Origin of the sequence: Geobacter sulfurreducens PCA, assembly GCF_000007985.2 — a bacterium.
Lineage (GTDB): Bacteria > Desulfobacterota > Desulfuromonadia > Geobacterales > Geobacteraceae > Geobacter > Geobacter sulfurreducens.
On record NC_002939.5, the window covers coordinates 3052512 to 3068073 of the forward strand.

General features: G+C 61.1%; 17 protein-coding genes. 8 read left to right on the forward strand and 9 right to left on the reverse strand.

Features of this window, described 5'->3' with window-relative positions; translation table 11 throughout:
- Positions 1-145: 145 nt before the first annotated feature.
- The 5 genes from GS_RS13910 to GS_RS13930 form a co-directional block, all read right to left on the reverse strand.
- On the reverse strand, positions 146-1234 hold the full coding sequence (locus tag GS_RS13910; protein ID WP_010943399.1) for an IS5-like element ISGsu3 family transposase: 1089 nt from the start codon (positions 1232-1234) through the stop codon (positions 146-148).
- 183 nt (positions 1235-1417) lie between these two features.
- On the reverse strand, positions 1418-2389 hold the full coding sequence (locus tag GS_RS13915; protein WP_010943400.1) for an SDH family Clp fold serine proteinase: 972 nt from the start codon (positions 2387-2389) through the stop codon (positions 1418-1420).
- A 77-nt stretch (positions 2390-2466) separates the two neighbouring features.
- Entirely contained in the window at positions 2467-3132 is a 666-nt protein-coding gene (locus GS_RS13920; RefSeq protein ID WP_010943401.1) for a hypothetical protein, read from the reverse strand.
- A 581-nt stretch (positions 3133-3713) separates the two neighbouring features.
- A complete protein-coding gene (locus GS_RS13925; RefSeq protein WP_010943402.1) occupies positions 3714-4079 on the reverse strand; it encodes a hypothetical protein in 366 nt (121 codons plus the stop codon).
- Positions 4080-4095: 16 nt separating this feature from the next.
- Entirely contained in the window at positions 4096-4437 is a 342-nt protein-coding gene (locus GS_RS13930) for a DUF2845 domain-containing protein (RefSeq protein WP_010943403.1), read from the reverse strand.
- A 172-nt stretch (positions 4438-4609) separates the two neighbouring features.
- On the opposite strand from GS_RS13930, the gene GS_RS13935 reads away from it, so the two are divergent.
- The 3 genes from GS_RS13935 to GS_RS13945 all read left to right on the forward strand — a co-directional run bounded on the left by GS_RS13935 (position 4610) and on the right by GS_RS13945 (position 6153).
- A complete protein-coding gene (locus GS_RS13935) occupies positions 4610-5248 on the forward strand; it encodes a LysE/ArgO family amino acid transporter (protein ID WP_010943404.1) in 639 nt (212 codons plus the stop codon).
- A gap of 116 nt (positions 5249-5364) precedes the next feature.
- A complete protein-coding gene (locus GS_RS13940) occupies positions 5365-5550 on the forward strand; it encodes a hypothetical protein (RefSeq protein WP_010943405.1) in 186 nt (61 codons plus the stop codon).
- A gap of 45 nt (positions 5551-5595) precedes the next feature.
- Positions 5596-6153, forward strand: a complete 558-nt coding sequence (locus GS_RS13945) for a MerR family transcriptional regulator (RefSeq protein WP_010943406.1) — start codon at positions 5596-5598, stop codon at positions 6151-6153.
- 24 nt (positions 6154-6177) lie between these two features.
- Here GS_RS13945 and GS_RS13950 read toward each other — a convergent pair whose 3' ends face one another.
- The gene (locus GS_RS13950) at positions 6178-6471 is read right to left on the reverse strand and encodes a hypothetical protein (protein ID WP_010943407.1); all 294 of its coding nucleotides are present in this window, start codon (positions 6469-6471) and stop codon (positions 6178-6180) included.
- A gap of 304 nt (positions 6472-6775) precedes the next feature.
- Between GS_RS13950 and GS_RS13955 the strand changes: the two genes are divergently transcribed.
- The 3 genes from GS_RS13955 to GS_RS13965 all read left to right on the forward strand — a co-directional run bounded on the left by GS_RS13955 (position 6776) and on the right by GS_RS13965 (position 11772).
- Positions 6776-7894, forward strand: a complete 1119-nt coding sequence (locus tag GS_RS13955; RefSeq protein ID WP_010943408.1) for an efflux RND transporter periplasmic adaptor subunit — start codon at positions 6776-6778, stop codon at positions 7892-7894.
- A 176-nt stretch (positions 7895-8070) separates the two neighbouring features.
- Positions 8071-11181 carry an efflux RND transporter permease subunit gene (locus GS_RS13960; RefSeq protein ID WP_010943409.1) on the forward strand — a complete coding sequence of 1037 codons (3111 nt, stop codon included), beginning with the start codon at positions 8071-8073 and terminating at the stop codon, positions 11179-11181.
- A gap of 15 nt (positions 11182-11196) precedes the next feature.
- Entirely contained in the window at positions 11197-11772 is a 576-nt protein-coding gene (locus tag GS_RS13965) for an HDIG domain-containing metalloprotein (protein WP_010943410.1), read from the forward strand.
- A gap of 56 nt (positions 11773-11828) precedes the next feature.
- On the opposite strand, the gene GS_RS13970 is transcribed toward GS_RS13965, so the two are convergent.
- The 3 genes from GS_RS13970 to GS_RS13980 are packed head-to-tail and all read right to left on the reverse strand — an operon-like array spanning position 11829 to position 13511.
- Positions 11829-12101, reverse strand: a complete 273-nt coding sequence (locus GS_RS13970; protein WP_010943411.1) for a GSU3529 family protein — start codon at positions 12099-12101, stop codon at positions 11829-11831.
- Positions 12102-12112: 11 nt separating this feature from the next.
- On the reverse strand, positions 12113-12361 hold the full coding sequence (locus tag GS_RS13975; protein ID WP_010943412.1) for a GSU3529 family protein: 249 nt from the start codon (positions 12359-12361) through the stop codon (positions 12113-12115).
- A gap of 13 nt (positions 12362-12374) precedes the next feature.
- Positions 12375-13511 carry a cysteine desulfurase family protein gene (locus tag GS_RS13980; protein WP_010943413.1) on the reverse strand — a complete coding sequence of 379 codons (1137 nt, stop codon included), beginning with the start codon at positions 13509-13511 and terminating at the stop codon, positions 12375-12377.
- 307 nt (positions 13512-13818) lie between these two features.
- Between GS_RS13980 and GS_RS13985 the strand changes: the two genes are divergently transcribed.
- Both GS_RS13985 and GS_RS13990 read left to right on the forward strand, forming a co-directional pair.
- Complete coding sequence (locus GS_RS13985) at positions 13819-14736, forward strand: LysR family transcriptional regulator (RefSeq protein WP_010943414.1); 918 nt, start codon at positions 13819-13821, stop codon at positions 14734-14736.
- A 155-nt stretch (positions 14737-14891) separates the two neighbouring features.
- On the forward strand, positions 14892-15452 hold the full coding sequence (locus GS_RS13990) for an OsmC family protein (RefSeq protein ID WP_010943415.1): 561 nt from the start codon (positions 14892-14894) through the stop codon (positions 15450-15452).
- The last annotated feature ends 110 nt before the right edge of the window (positions 15453-15562 follow it).

Consider the following 15562-nt stretch of genomic DNA (forward strand, 5'->3'; position numbering starts at 1 on the left):
AACTCACCGATTGAGCGGTTAAGGCCCCTCATTGGGGCAAAATTTGGCAACTTAGCTGTTTTACTCGTTAAAATTATGCTCTTTGAAACTCGTTTTTGGCCTGTTAATCGGCCTTATCATTGCCTTTCGGGCGCATTTGCCCCGTTCAGGTGGTACATACCCCCAGGTTTCGCATTCGGACCAAGTTGTAAGCTGTTACTGCCAGGGTAAAGTGCCAGTCGATCTTCCTGACTCCCCTGTAGCGGGTCTTGCGGAACAGTCCAACGGTCTTGAGCCAGCCAAAGACCTCTTCGATTCGTTTGCGAAATGTCTGGCTAACTCCGTAGCCGTCATGCCTTGTGGTGCGGCCATCGATGGATGAACCGCCCTTCTTCTTGTGGTTTTGCGTGACGTGCGGCGTAACTTTCAGAGTCCGCATGGCCCTAACGAAGTCGTGGGTATCATAGTTCCTGTCGGCGGCAATCGTTCTACGCCGCGTGCCGGAAGCAACCTTGGCAATCAAGCTCTTGGCGGTTTCCCGTTCGGCAAAACCATCGGCAATGGTCACCCTGCTTGCCATAACCAAGCCGTGACGGTTTTCGGTCAGCAGGTGGGCGGCAAACGACAATCGCGGTTCATGGTTGATCCCCTTGCGATAGAGCTTCGCTTCAGGATCGGTAGTGGATGCATGAGTCGCGTTGCTCAGCTTCTCACCCTGGAAATCACGGCCCGGATTCTTGCCGGCAGGCGGTTGCCCGTCATCATCGTCCCGTGACTTGAAGCTCTTGATGGAGGCCCATGACTGGATCAGGGTGCCATCAACACTGAAGTGATCTTTGGAGAGCAGTTTCTTGCATTTCGCCTGATCAAGTACTGCCTCCAGGAACTGCGTGGCAACATCGGTCTCGATCAACCGCTCCTGATTCGTGCTGAAGCTGGAATTATCCCAAACTGGATCATCCAGGCCCAGGCCAAGGAACCAGCGGAACAGGATACTGAAGTGAATCTGCTCAACCAGCTTGACGTTACTGGGAATCGAGTACAGCACCTGAAGCAGCATGGCTTTGAGCAAGCGCTCCGGCGGAATCGAGGGCCGGCCCGTATGGGAGTACATCTTACTGAACACCGGCGAAAGGTTTTCCAGTGCCGCATCTACCATTTGCCGAATCGGCCGAAGGGGATGGTCTTTGGGAACGAAGGATTCCGGCGAGAGATAAACGAACAAAGCATCAGATTGTTGCTCAAGACCGCGCATATTTATTCTCCTGGAATATCAGCTTGTTATGCGCGCCATGATAGCACAAAACTGTGTCAAAATGGTCCTAAATACTGATAGTTTTTCAAAGACCTGTTATAGCCTCCTTTATTTGGTGTATAACGGTGTGGGAGATCACCCGACTGGTTTTTAGGCCAGGTGCATCTCCCTGGTTGAATCACTTCAAGTGTTACGTTTATCTCTAGTTGATAATCCGGACCTTATATCGCCTACATAATAAAATTCTTTCTTTTTGAAATAGCTAAATAAAAAGCTAGCAAAATCCAAAAACTTGTATAACTCATTCGCAAACAAATATTCAGCTGTGTTCTGCTTTATAATATTGGAACCAAGCAAGTTTGTAGCTTCATCAGAATCAATTACAAAACCATGGTCTTTGTAATGATTAACGAAATGATTAGCCAAACTTTGCGCAGTACTAGGAGCAGGAAATTTTTTACCTGCCAATAATCTCTCCGCATATTGTGATGCTGATTCACTGACCCGTTCAAAGTATCCTAGATCTTTTAGGTTCAGGTTGTCAGTTAAGTATTTTGCAAACATATCGGCTGAGTCTGGAAATCGGCAAGCCAAACCCGCCAAGGTATTCAGGGCGTTTGATAGGCCTAGAGCGGGATAGCCGCCTATTTGGGGGTCAATCGGGCCAAGTTCACTCATCAAGCCCATGTGTATTTCGTCAGCGCCAAGCGATATTAAAGTTGCCGCAGATTTGGCGCGACGCGGGATTCCTACTACAAATTTCTTCTTAGTCAGACTTTTACACGTTTTACTGATCAAATAAGCAGGTTCGATTTGGCCACCACCGCTATGCAATATCAACAAAATATCTTTTTTATCAGTTGCACTGGAAGCAGCTTCGTAAATTTGATTTGAATGATATCTACTTATAGATCTAGTTTCGTCATACAAGAATACAATGTTATAGCTTGCCATGTTATGGGATTGAATTAATGACTCAATATATTTTGACAGAGATATTTTGATGAAATCCTCATTCTCGTTTTCTGTGAACAGCGCTACTAATTGTGAGGGGTCTCTCAGGTCATAAGTTTTTTCATCCGCCTTTTCTGAAACATCTTCCTTGACTCCAGGAGTTACAATTGTAGTCGGTTTTTTGAGGCTCTTCCCTGCCATAAATTCCTCCTTCAGAATTACCCAACGGCTGTGAGCACACCGGCATGGCCGGTGTTGCGCTTTGTTATGCATCGTCTTTATATCTGTTGGAGCTCTTGCCTCATTTGCTCCATGAGCTCGACAAGTGCTTCTTTCATCTCTAACCCTTTTTGCCGGATGGTGTTCGTGTAGGCATCAACCTTCGGCTGATCGCCCAAAATTGCCGTAAATTCGTTTAAAAACTGCTGCGAAAGTTGAAATGACTCGCCGTAAAGCTTCTCTAGCCGTGTAAGGATCTCTCCAAGTGCCTCTCCGGCCACCAATTTAAGGCAATGAGTCTCGGCTTGTATTTTCATGTAGTCTTCCATTCCATCAGCGAGGATGGCGTGTACTTGATCACTAAATGCCAGAATGGCTTCGTTTCTCATGTTTTGGTCATTTCCTGCCTCAAGCATCGACTTCAGATAGGCTGAAAATAGTGGTTGCATCCTCTTGGGTATTTCCGCGTTTTGTTTTTTATTAAACTCGTCAACCATGCGAAAATACTTCTCGAATTGCTCGGCTTTCATTCCGTAAAGCTTTTTCCTTTTCTCAAATTCGAGTTCCTTTTCATGCTCGACTTTAGCTTTTAACTGGATCAACTCTCTTTCGTGTCTCTGCTTATTGAAATACATCCACCCTACCAGCAAACAATTCACTAATGCCGAAGCCCAGCCGAAGAAGGCCAAATTACTTTTGTAGATGCCGTAAATGGTCTCTATCATTTTTCCTCTGATTTAAAGGCTCTGGGAGAGGCTTCTGGGGTCAGGCTTGACAGATTGCAACTTCAAGCTCAGAGAGGCTTCTGGGGTCAGGCTTGACAGATTGCAACTTCAAGCTCACGCCGCACCCGTCCTAACCTTTCAGCAATTCCTTGATCTATTTCTCGTCGCTGTTCCAGTCTTCTGACTACACCACCCATTGAATGAGACGTCTCGGCCGAACATCTTGGCAAGATCACTCAACGTTGCACTGCTGCCCACCTGAACCACCCATGCGGCCACTCCCCGTGCTTCGGATACCCATCACTTCTGCCCGGGAGACGCAAGCTCCTCTACCTTGATTAATGGATAGCGCGCGTCCACACCACGTAACAATCACCGCTCATTAGCACCATCATGTAAACATGGCACGACTATCTCAGGGCATACCGGCGCCGTCAAGACAGGAAAATCCTGATGGATTGAGGTGTTCTAAGTTCGATTTTAAGGAAGGAACAATCGCCCCTGGCGGGTGCGACGGCGGGACCTTACGCGGTGGGGATCACAACGTCACGGATGACATGCCGATACATTCCCTGATAAATCTACTGACCTACAACTAGCTTCCCGATTGCGGCCCATGTTTCACATTCGCTGGCACCCTTCTGCCGGTTGTCGCGAACGATCTTCTCTGCCTTGTCGAGGACGACCCTGGCTTCGCGGCGGTCTCGCTCGCGCTCTACGGGCACGGTTTTCATCGTCTGGAGCATGCTGTCGACCATTTCACGGCACTGGGCCTCGCTCGGCGCCGGGTACCCGGCATGGGACGGCACCGCACGCGGGAGCGCCAGCAGAAAGCAGATGCACAGGAGCGGCGCGAGGTTTCGTGTTCTCCTCCGGTTCGAGGGACAGCCCGTGCCGGATTCTGCGGTTTCGTTGTTCATAGTGCCGAGTCCTCCCGTCATGCGCATGTGCCCCCCCTCCCGCTCAGTAGCCGTAATCCAGGCTCTCGATCCGCACCACGCGGCCGTTTTCCAGGATCACCTGGTACTGGAACTGGTTGGGACCGAAGTTGAAGATCCAGTCATCAATGGAAACGGTGGTCAGCCGCCGCCCGCCGCTGCTCTGCCACTCACGCGCGACTCTTCTGTCTTCGCGGCTCGTGGCGGTGGCGGGCTGGCCGCATTTGGCCAGCACTTCCCCTGCCGTGGTCCCGATGGAGACGATGCCCTTGGCGCACATCATGGTGCCTGTTTCGGTGGCGCCCCCAACTGCGGGCGCTGCCGTGGCCAGCAGTGCGGCGATAACGATGCGAAGCGGTGCGTTCATGGTTCCCTCCTCGGACGGCCCCGGCCATCCCGTGCCATGACTTCTGTGTAACCGCCCGAAGGGCATAAGTCAAACAGGGACATGAAGAAAAATGCCCCACCGTCACGGAGGTGTGTCTTGCGTCCGGGTCTGCGGTCGGCTATAACAGGGGCGAGAGGGGGGACGCCACACCATGCCGAGCCAGCTTGCCATTGCGCCGTTTCTGAGCGGCTTCGGCCTCGGGGCCGGACTGATCATCGCCATCGGGAGCCAGAATGCCTTTGTGCTGCGCCAGGGGCTCAAGCGGGAGCACGTCTTCACGGTGTGCACGGTCTGCTTCCTCTGCGACGCGGTGCTGATCGGGCTGGGGGCGGGGGGCTTCGGCACGCTGGTGGGGTCGTCGCCGCGGCTCATGGGGCTCACCCTGTGGGGCGGGGCGGCCTTTCTCTTTGCCTACGGGCTCCGCTCGTTCCACGCGGCCCTGCGGCCGGGGAAGCTGGAGGCGGCCGACGACGGCGGCAGCCTGGACGGGCTTGCCAAGGTGGTCCTGACCACCCTGGCCCTGAGCCTCCTCAATCCCCATGTCTACCTGGATACGGTCCTGCTGCTGGGGAGCCTGGCGGGGCAGTTCGCGGGACGGTCCCGGCTCCTCTTCGCCCTGGGGGCCATGGGAGCTTCGTTGGCCTGGTTCTACGGGATCGGTTACGGGGCCAGGGTGCTGACGCCGCTCTTCCGCAAGCCCGCGGCCTGGCGGGCGCTGGACCTTGTGGTGGGCTGCACCATGTGGGGGATTGCGGCGAACCTGATCTGGTCTGATCTGACAGGAGGATGAACGGGATGTTCGGGATCGCGTGATATTTTCACCTTGACCCGTCTATCGGTTCACGGTTTAGCGTTATCTCCGTCACGGCCATGACAGACCTTCAACGCTGAGAAAGGAGCATGACGATGAACCAGACGGTAACGGTGGAAGAGTGGGTGGCGAGGTTCAGGGCCATCGGCCTGGACGACGAAGCCATGGCGCAGTGGCATCGGCTGTTCGAGCGGGAGAACCCGGCCGGGCACCAGAGTTTTCTGGAGTGGCTCGGCCTGCCGGCCGAACGGATCGCCGAGATCCGCAGAACCTACGCGTAGGACGGATGCCCCCGGCTAATGGCCGGGGGCCATCCCGGAGGTGCCATGTACCGGATCGGCCAACTGGCGCGACAGTTCGGGCTGTCGCGCAGCACCCTGCTCTACTATGACCGGATCGGCCTGCTTTCGCCCTCGGGCAGGAGCGAGTCCAACTATCGCCGTTATTCGCCCGCCGACCGGGACCGGCTCGAAACCATCTGTTCCCTGCGCCGGGCCGGAGTGGATATCCGGGGAATCCAGGCCATTCTGGCTTCGGCCGGCGACGGCGCCACCGACGTGCTGCACCGCCGCCTTCTTGAAATCAACCGGGAGATCGGCGCGCTGCAGATGAAACAACGGATGCTGGCGGGGATGCTCCGCCTGAAGGGTGAAGGGGGCCCCCGCACGGCAGTGGACAAGGAGATGTTCGTGGCGATGCTCCGGGCCGCCGGCATGGACGATGCCGCCATGAAGCGGCTCCACACCGAATTCGAGCAGCACAGCCCCGAGGCCCACCATCAGTTTTTGCTCTCCCTGGGCATCCCGGAGCACGAGGCGCTCAGCATCCGGGCCTGGTCGGCCGGAGGGGAAGAACCGGGGACGCCCCCTGCCGCGGAGCGGTGAACCAGGGAAGGCGTCCCGGGCAATCTAGCGGTTTTCCATGAGGTTCTTCAGGATCAGGTTCGCCTCCTTGAGCTTCTTGTCGAGGCGGTTCAGTTCGTCCGCGGTATAGACGGCCGTGCCCTTGGCGATCTCGGCCCGGAGCCGGGCGATCTTCTGCTGGAGGCTGTCGGTTTCGCGGGCGCAGTTCCGCACCAGCATCTCGCACTCTTTGGCGCACTGTTCGTCCATGGTCTTGTGGGCGGGCCCGTGCTCGACGGCCAGGGCGGGCATGACGGATAAAAGGGTAAGTGTGAGTGCCGTGGCGATTCGCTTGTTCATCGTTGTTCTCCTTGCAGGGGGTGGTGATGCGACATCGTTGCCGCTGTCATAGTCCCCTTTTTCACAACCCGTACCAACGGCATACCAGTTGATAATACTGACATTTCGGGCCGACCACCCGCCCGTACCGCCATTGAGTGCACAGTATTCCCCTACAGGTGGAGAATATTCTCGCACGCCCCGCCCGGCCGGAGGCGTAAAAGCATATTGCATCGTTTGTTAAGGATGTTATAACCATAGGGCGCCGTCCGACGCAGAAGGGACGGCGCCACCATTTTTCATACCGGACGGAGTTGCCCATACCATGAAAAAACGCATCATCCTCACCATCATCGGCCTGGTGGCGGTCATTGCCGTGCTCGGCGGCATCAAAGCGCTGCAGATCGGCACCATGATCGATCACGGCAAGAAGTTCGTGCCGCCCCCCGAAACGGTTTCAACGGCACCGGTGAAGGCGGAGTCGTGGGAGACGGCCCTCACGTCGGTCGGCACACTGACCGCGGTGCAGGGGGTCACGGTGGCCGCCGAGCTGCCGGGCAAGGTGGTGCAGATCGCTTTCGAAGCGGGGGCGCCGGTGGCCAGGGGGGCCCTGCTCCTGCGCCAGGACACCAGCAACGAGGAGGCCCAGCTGCCGGGCGCCCTGGCCGAGGCGAAGCTGGCCCGCGCCAACCTGCGCCGCTCGGATCAGCTGCTGGCGGAGGGGATCATCGCCCAGGCCGACCACGACAGCGCCGTGGCCACGGCCAACCAGGCCCAGGCCCAGGTGGACAACATCCGGGCCACCATTGCCAAGAAGTCGATCCGTGCCCCCTTTTCTGGCCGCCTCGGCATCAGGCAGGTGAACCTGGGGCAGATCCTGCGGGAGGGGGACCCCATCGTGACGCTCCAGTCCATGGACCCGATCTTCGTGGACTTCACCCTGCCCCAGCAGCAGTTGCCGCAGCTGCGCAAGGGGCTGACGGTGCGGGTGACCGGCGACGCCCTGCCCGGTGAGACCATCGAGGGACGGATCACCGCCATCAATCCGGAGGTGGATGCCGAATCGCGCAACATCAAGGTCCAGGCCACGGTGGCCAACCGGGGGGAAAAGCTGCGCCCCGGCATGTTCGTGAACGTGGCGGTGGGGCTTCCCGTGCAGGAGAAGGTGCTCGCCATCCCGGCCACGGCGGTGCTCTACGCGCCCTACAGTGATTCGGTCTTCGTGGTGGAGGACGACAAGGACAAGAAGGGGAAGGTGCTGCGCCAGCAGTTCGTGCGCCTCGGCACCAAGCGGGGCGACTTCGTGGCGGTGACCAGCGGGCTCAAGGAGGGCGAGCAGGTGGTGAGCACCGGCGTCTTCAAGCTGCGCAACGGCCAGGCCGCGGTGGTGGACAACAAGCTCGCCCCCACGTTCCAGCAGGCACCGAATCCGGAGAATAATTAGACACCCCAAAAACTGCCAACGCTTCTAACTGCTTGTTACCATGACAAAACCTGACAACTCGACAGCTCATCTCACCCCCCTGCCTTCGGCTTCCCCCCTATTGTATAGGGGGGACTGAGGGGGGTCGAATAGTCAATGCACTTGTTAGTATCTTGAACGAGGCTCCACATACCGCCATGAACATTACCGACCTTTTTATCCGCCGCCCCGTGCTGGCCCTGGTGGTCAGCCTGATCATCGTCATCGCCGGCCTCCAGGCGATCCGCAGCCTGAACGTGCGCCAGTACCCCCGCAGCGAGAACGCGGCGGTGACCGTAACCACCGTGTACGTGGGGGCCAGCGCCGACCTGGTGCGGGGCTTCGTCACCACGCCGCTGGAACGGGCCATTGCCGCGGCAGACGGCATCGAGTACATGGAGTCCCAGAGTACCCTGGGGCTTTCCACCATCAAGGTGCGCCTGAAGCTGAACTACGACGGCACCAAGGCCCTGGCCGAGATCAGCTCCAAGGTGGACCAGGTGCGCCGCGACCTGCCGCCCGAGGCGGAGGTGCCGGTCATCAACATCGAGTCGGCCGACAGCGAGTTCGCTTCGGCCTACCTGAGCTTCTCCTCAGACATCCTCCAGCAGAACGAGATCACCGACTACCTGGTGCGGATCGTCCAGCCGCGGCTTTCGGCGATCCAGGGGGTGCAGCGGGCCGACGTGCTGGGGGCCCGCACCTTTGCCATGCGGATCTGGCTGAAGCCCGACCGGATGGCGGCCCTCAACGTGAGCCCGGCCCAGGTGCGCGAGGCCCTGGCGGCCAACAACTTCCTGGCCGCCCTGGGGCGGACCAAGGGGTCCCTGATCCAGGTGAACCTCACCGCCAACACCAACCTGAACACGGTGGAGGAGTTCCGGCAGCTGGTGGTGCGGCGCCAGGACGGCGCCCTGGTGCGGCTGTCCGACATCGCCGACGTGTCGCTGGGGGCCGAGGACTATGACGCCGAGGTCCGCTTCTCGGGCCAGACCGCCGTGTTCATGGGGATCTGGCCCCTGCCCAACGCCAACTCCCTCGACGTGATCAAGCGGGTAAGGACGGAGATGGCGGCCATCCAGAGGGACCTCCCCTCGGGGCTTCAGGCCCGCGTGGCCTACGACGCCACCGATTACATCGACAACGCCATCCGGGAAGTGCTCAAGACCCTGAGCGAGACCCTGCTCATCGTCATCGTGGTGATTTTCCTCTTCCTGGGCTCCCTCCGCTCGTCCCTGGTGCCGGTGGTGGCGATCCCGGTGTCGCTCATCGGCGCCGTGTTCCTGATGCAGGCCTTCGGCTTCACCGTGAACCTGCTGACGCTCCTGGCCATCGTCCTGTCGGTGGGGCTCGTGGTGGACGACGCCATCGTGGTGGTGGAGAACGTGGAGCGGCACATGCGGGAGGGGCAGTCGCCCCTGGAAGCGGCGTTCCTCGGCGCCCGGGAGCTGGTGGGGCCCATCATCGCCATGACCATCACCCTGGCCGCCGTCTACCTCCCCATCGGCCTCCAAGGGGGGCTGACCGGCTCCCTGTTCCGGGAGTTCGCCTTTACCCTGGCCGGGGCGGTGACCATTTCCGGAGTGGTTGCCCTGACCCTGTCGCCGGTCATGTCGGCCAAGTTCCTGAAGCCGGGCGCCGGCGAGCACGGCCTGGCCGGACGGATCAGCCGCGACTTCAACCGGCTCAAGGATGCCTACGGCCGCTGGCTCGACGCCACCCTGGCCGCCCGGCCGGCAGTCTATACGGTCTGGCTGGTGGTGAGTCTCCTGGCCATCCCCATGTTCACTATGTCGGCGCGGGAGCTGGCCCCCACCGAGGACCAGGGGGTCATCTTCGGCATCCTGGACGCCTCGGCCAACTCGACCCTGGACCAGACGAGCCGCTACGCCGCCGCGGCCAACAAGGTGTTCATGGGCATCCCCGAGACCGACTTCACCTTCCAGATCACCTTCCCCAACTCGGGCTTCGGCGGCATGGTCACCAAGCCGTGGGACGAGCGGGAGCGGACCGTGTTCCAGATGATGCCCGAGGTTCAGCAAAAGCTGGCCGCCATCCCCGGCATCCAGATGTTCCCGGTGACCCCGCCGGCCCTCCCCGGAGGCGGGCAATTCCCGGTGGAGTTCATCCTGGCCTCCACCGCCGAGACCGGCCAGATCCTCGAGTTCGCCCAGAAGCTCCAGCTGAAGGCCATGCAGAGCGGCATGTTCGCCTTTCCGCCCATCATCGACGTGAAGATCGACCAGCCCGAGGCCCGGTTCGAGATCGACCGGGACAAGGTGGCCGCCCTGGGCCTCAACCTGGAACAGGTGGGGGCCGATCTGGGCGCCATGGTGGGGGGGAACTTCGTCAACCGTTTCGACATCGCCGGACGGAGCTACAAGGTCATCCCCCAGATCGAGCGGGTGGGACGCCTCAACCCCGAGCAGCTCTCGTCGGTCTACATCACCGGCCCCGAGGGTAAGCTCATCCCCCTGTCCACCGTTGCCAGCCTGAAGGAGACCGTGGTTCCCCGCTCCCTCAACCGGTTCCAGCAGCTGAACGCGGTCAAGCTGAGCGGCGTGGCCGTGCGCCCCCTGGACGAGGCGCTTCGCTTCCTGGAAGGGGAGGCGGCAAAAATCCTGCCCCAGGGATACGTGCTCGACTACACCGGCGAGTCGCGCCAGCTCCGCACCGAGGGGAACAAGTTCCTCCCGGCCTTCGCCCTGGCCATTGTCCTGATCTTCCTGGTGCTGGCGGCCCAGTTCAACAGCTTCCGGGACCCCTTCGTCATCCTGGCCGGCTCGGTCCCCCTGGCCATATTCGGGGCACTCATCTTCACCTTCCTGAAGATGCCAGACCCCAACGTGGCCTTCTGGACCCACGGCTGGACCACCACCCTCAACATCTACTCACAGGTGGGACTGGTGACCCTGGTGGGGCTGGTGTCCAAGAACGGCATCCTGATCGTGGAGTTCGCCAACCAGCCCCAGCTCCAGGGGCTGTCCAAGCACGACGCCGTACGCCAGGCAGCCATGACCCGCCTCAGGCCGATCATGATGACCACCGCGGCCACCATTGCCGGCCACTTTCCCCTGACCCTGGTCTCCGGCGCCGGCGCTGCGGCCCGGAATTCCATCGGCCTCGTGCTGGTGGGGGGGATGTTCGTGGGCACCCTCTTCACCCTGTTCGTGGTCCCCTCCATCTACATGCTGGTGGCCCGCGACCACAGCCGCGACCGGGAGCGCGAGGCGACGGTGGCGGCCGAAGGTGCGGCGACCAATCCCTGACCCCAAGGAGACACCATGAGCTACCGACCCACCCGTGACGATGCCTGGAACCTGCTCGCCGAGTACGTGCCCAGCGACAACCTGCGGCGGCACGCCCTGGCCGTGGAGGCGGTGATGCGCCACATGGCACGCAAGCGGGGCGAAGATGAGGAGATGTGGGGGATTATCGGGCTGGTGCACGACATCGACTACGAGCGCCACCCGGACGAGCACTGCGCCCATGCGCCGGAGATCCTGCGTTCCCGCGGCTGGCCCGAGGAGTACATCCGGGCGGTCCTGGCCCACGGCTGGGGCCTGTGCACCGACGTGGAGCCCCTCACCGACCTGGAGAAGACCCTCTACACCATCGACGAGCTGACGGGGCTGGTGGCGGCCGCCGCCCTGGTCCGGCCGTCCCGGAGCATCCTGGACCTGCCGGTGAAGAGCGTGCTCAAGAAGTGGAAGGACAAGGCGTTTGCCGCCGGAGCCAACCGGGGGGTCATCGAGCAGGGGGCCGCCATGCTCGGCATGGAGCCGGCCGACCTGATCGGGGAAACCATCGAGGGGATGAAACCGGCGGCCGAGGAGATCGGTCTCAGGGGCACCCTCTGACAGACTGTTGAAAAACTGGCGCAGGGACCGGATGCAAGCCGGCGGGCAGCGGAAAGCTACTGACCTGCCGGGCTGCGGCCCGCCTCCTCCAGCCGCCTGATGCTCCCTTCGAGCACGGCGTTGTTCACCCCCATCCCCATGTAGCCGGTCTGGCCGTAGGTGTCGTAGAGCGCCACCTGTCCGGCCAGGTCGGCGATATCGGCCGCCAGGTGCCGGTAGCGCTCCGGCTGACCGGCGATGCGGCAGAGCCGCTCGGCCAGGAAATCGGGCAGGTCGTTCTCCTCCCGGGCACGGGCAACGGCCCGCCGCAGTTCCTCGAAGATATCCATGCCATCCCCCCTCATTCGTCCAGCCACCGCAGGGTCCGCTTGATGTCCTCGTGGTCGTAGGCCCACTTGCAGCAGCCGGTCTCGGCGTAGGGATCGTACTCCCTCACCTGGGCCACCAGAATCTCCACCAGGTATTCCTTGCCGGCGTAGCACTCCGGGGTTCTCGCCACGGCCAGGGCCGGGTCGGCCAGCCAGTGGGGGAGCTCGCCCTGCTCGAACTGGGCGAGCGTTGCCTGTTCCAGTTCTTCGAAAACGGTCATTGAAACCTCCTCGTCATGATGCGCGGAGTCCGCGCAGGATGGAGACGACCTCGTCCCAGTCCACGGCCGGGGTCAGGTGGCACCAGGAAAGCCGCAGCGACGTCTCGACCCGCTCCGGGGAAAGCCCCATGGCGGTGAGAACGTGGCTCGGCGCCCGGGTGTGGGAGGTGCAGGCCGAGGTGCTCGACACGGCAATGACCCCCTTGAGGGCGGTGATGGCCCGGTCGGCCTCGATCCCGGCCAGGGAAAGGTTCACGGCATGGGGAAGGACGTGCTCCTGGTCGCCGTTGAGGGTCGGCTCCAGTGGGGCCAGGGCGGCCAGGAGTTTTTCCCGGAAGGCGCGGTTGGCGGCGGAGCGCGCCTCGTGGGTGCGCACCGCCAGCTTGGCTGCCTCGCCGAAACCGGCAATGAGGGGGACGGGCAGGGTTCCGGGCCGCAGCCCCTGCTCCTGGCCGCCGCCCAGCATCAGGGGCCGCAGCGGCGGAAAGGCGCGGTCCCGCTTGCGGGCGATGAGGGCGCCCACCCCCTTGGGGGCGTAGATCTTGTGGCCGCTCACGGCGATCAGGTCGATCCGCGGATTGCGCAGACCGTCGATCTCCTTGCCGAAGCCCTGGGCCGCGTCCACGTGCCAGTAGGCGCCGTGGCCGGCCAGGATCTCAGCCAGTTCGGCCAGGGGCTGGACCACGCCGGTTTCGTTGTTGACGTGCATGGTGGAAACGAGAAGGGTGTCAGGCCGGAGCGCCGCACGCAGCCGGTCAGGGTCCAGCCGCCCCGACGCCCCCACGGGGAGGAGCTCCACCTGGAATCCGCGGCGCGCCAGCTCTTCCAGCGGTTCGAGCACCGCCTTGTGCTCGACGGCCGTGCTGATCACATGACGTCGCCCGCATGCCAGGCCGTGGTCCGCCAGGCCCAGGAGCGCCAGGTTGTCGGCCTCGGTAGCCCCGCTGGTGAAGATCACCTCGTCCCGCCGGGCAGCCGCCACCTCAGCCACCTGGCCCCGGGCATGCTCAACCGCCAGCCGCGCGAACACTCCGAAATCATGAATGGGGCTCGCCGCGTTGCCGTAATCCCGCTCCATGAAGCGGGTCACCACGGCCATGACGGCCGGCTCCAGGGGGGTCGTGGCATTACAGTCCAGGTAGACGGTCATACAATCCTCCCGCTCCGAACGGTGAGTGGGGACGCGGAGCCACTGCTCTTGCCCCTGTGCTGATAGTAGGCAAGAGAACTCGATAAATACAATAGATTATTTTTATCGTCTTGATAACAGAATGCTATAATTAACCAACACCGGATGCACAGCGGACAAACACGGGATAAAGGGACTTGATCGCCTGACAACAACTGCGGGTTTCCCGCAGAAACGGTCTTTGCAAATGCAGTCACCCCTGTAACCCATACCGATCAGCTATGGTTTAACAGCATTGACCGGCTCACACCCGCACGAAAGGTCACCCATGGAAATCAGACAGTTGCGCTTTTTCATCGAGATCGCCCGGAAACTGAGCTTCACCCGGGCGGCGGAAACGCTCCACATAGCACAGCCCGCCCTGAGCACCGCCATCAGGAAGCTGGAGGACGAGCTGGGGCTTACGCTCTTCAACCGCAGCGACCGGAAGATCGCCCTCACGGCGGAGGGAGAAACATTCCTGCGCCACGCAACGGCAATCCTTGACGACGTGCGGAAGGCGGAGCGGGAGATGGCCGACATCCGTGGACTAACGGCGGGGGAGGTACGAGTGGGGGTGACTCCGATGCTCAGCACCTACTTTTTCCCGAAGATCATCGCCGGGTTCAAAAAGCGTCACCCTGCCCTGCAGCTATCGGTGTACGGTGACAGCGCCGCGCGGATTCAGCGGATGGTCGCGGGCGGAGAGCTCGATATGGGGGTTGTGGCCGGCGGTGCCATCCCGGAGGACCTGGAATACCATCATCTCCTCCATGAGGAGATCGTGGCCTGCGTTCCGGCCGATCACCCCCTGGCCGGTCGGAAGTCGGTTCCCTTTGCCGAGCTGCTGCGTGAACCGCTGATCCTCTTCAAGGAGGGATACCATCTGCGGGAACTGATCGACGAAGCCGCAGCCCACGTCGGGGAAGCCCCCCGGGCGGTGTTCGAGTCGAACCTCTTCTCTCTTATCAGGAACCTGGTCCTGGAGGGAGTCGGGATTTCATTCCTGCTGCGGATGGTGGTCGCCGACGAGAAGGATCTTGTAGCGCTGCGCTGCGACCCTCCCCTCCACCTGGATCTCTTCATCGCCTGGAAACGGCAGACAGGGCTCTCGCGGGCAAACCGCGCCTTTGCCGATTACCTCATTGACCAGACCGACGAATACTACCGGCTGTCGGAGATGTACGGCTCTTTCCCGTTGCCCTAGCTACCATTCTTGACACCTCCGGATTGCCTGTTATTTTTTGAGCACAAACCACCCTGCCCGCCCGTCCCCTGCCACCGAAAAACGCACGCTTCCCGACACGGCCTTCGCCCCCTTGCGCAGAGGGGCCTCAACGACCCGGCAAAGGAGGATTCACCATGTCCCAGACAACGGTAGTAAACGGTGTGAACGTGGACCAGCTCATGGCCACCATCGAGCAGATCAAGGCAAAGCCGGAGATAGCGCAGTTCAAATTCCGCGCCACCAACCAATGGATGGGGGGAACCCACAACCAGGCAACCATAAAGGACTTCTATGGAGCCTGCGCCGAAGACGACACCCGGAAGCCGATGGTGTTCGACCTGGACGAACCGCCGGTGCTGCTGGGGGAGAACCGGGGCGCCAACCCGGTGGAATACCTCCTGGTTGCCCTGTCGGGCTGCCTCACGACGAGCCTGGTGGCCCATGCGGCGGCCCGGGGCATTGCGCTGCGGGGAGTGAAATCCCGCTACGAGGGGGATATCGACCTGCGGGGCTTCTTGGGTCTGTCCGAGGAGGTGCCGGTGGGATACCGGGAAATCCGGGTCTTCTTCTCCATCGACGCGGACCTGACCGACGGGCAGAAGGAGGAGCTCATCCGGATGGCTCAGAAGTATTCGCCGGTGTACAACACCGTGGCCAAGCCGGTGCCGGTTGCGGTCCTGCTGGACCGGGGCTGATACCACACGGGCCGGCAACGGCGGAGGGGTGACGCGCCGCGCAGGAGTGGAGGAAAAGGCGCAGGCACGCTATTGTGCGGGGAAACACTGGATTGGAGCTCGTGCGGGAC

Coding starts and splice junctions, on each gene's coding strand:
- GS_RS13910 (WP_010943399.1), bottom strand. CDS start 1,234: ATGCGCGGTCTTGAGCAACAATCTGATGCTTTGTTCGTTTATCTCTCG.
- GS_RS13915 (WP_010943400.1), bottom strand. CDS start 2,389: ATGGCAGGGAAGAGCCTCAAAAAACCGACTACAATTGTAACTCCTGGA.
- GS_RS13920 (WP_010943401.1), bottom strand. CDS start 3,132: ATGATAGAGACCATTTACGGCATCTACAAAAGTAATTTGGCCTTCTTC.
- GS_RS13925 (WP_010943402.1), bottom strand. CDS start 4,079: ATGCGCATGACGGGAGGACTCGGCACTATGAACAACGAAACCGCAGAA.
- GS_RS13930 (WP_010943403.1), bottom strand. CDS start 4,437: ATGAACGCACCGCTTCGCATCGTTATCGCCGCACTGCTGGCCACGGCA.
- GS_RS13935 (WP_010943404.1), top strand. CDS start 4,610: ATGCCGAGCCAGCTTGCCATTGCGCCGTTTCTGAGCGGCTTCGGCCTC.
- GS_RS13940 (WP_010943405.1), top strand. CDS start 5,365: ATGAACCAGACGGTAACGGTGGAAGAGTGGGTGGCGAGGTTCAGGGCC.
- GS_RS13945 (WP_010943406.1), top strand. CDS start 5,596: ATGTACCGGATCGGCCAACTGGCGCGACAGTTCGGGCTGTCGCGCAGC.
- GS_RS13950 (WP_010943407.1), bottom strand. CDS start 6,471: ATGAACAAGCGAATCGCCACGGCACTCACACTTACCCTTTTATCCGTC.
- GS_RS13955 (WP_010943408.1), top strand. CDS start 6,776: ATGAAAAAACGCATCATCCTCACCATCATCGGCCTGGTGGCGGTCATT.
- GS_RS13960 (WP_010943409.1), top strand. CDS start 8,071: ATGAACATTACCGACCTTTTTATCCGCCGCCCCGTGCTGGCCCTGGTG.
- GS_RS13965 (WP_010943410.1), top strand. CDS start 11,197: ATGAGCTACCGACCCACCCGTGACGATGCCTGGAACCTGCTCGCCGAG.
- GS_RS13970 (WP_010943411.1), bottom strand. CDS start 12,101: ATGGATATCTTCGAGGAACTGCGGCGGGCCGTTGCCCGTGCCCGGGAG.
- GS_RS13975 (WP_010943412.1), bottom strand. CDS start 12,361: ATGACCGTTTTCGAAGAACTGGAACAGGCAACGCTCGCCCAGTTCGAG.
- GS_RS13980 (WP_010943413.1), bottom strand. CDS start 13,511: ATGACCGTCTACCTGGACTGTAATGCCACGACCCCCCTGGAGCCGGCC.
- GS_RS13985 (WP_010943414.1), top strand. CDS start 13,819: ATGGAAATCAGACAGTTGCGCTTTTTCATCGAGATCGCCCGGAAACTG.
- GS_RS13990 (WP_010943415.1), top strand. CDS start 14,892: ATGTCCCAGACAACGGTAGTAAACGGTGTGAACGTGGACCAGCTCATG.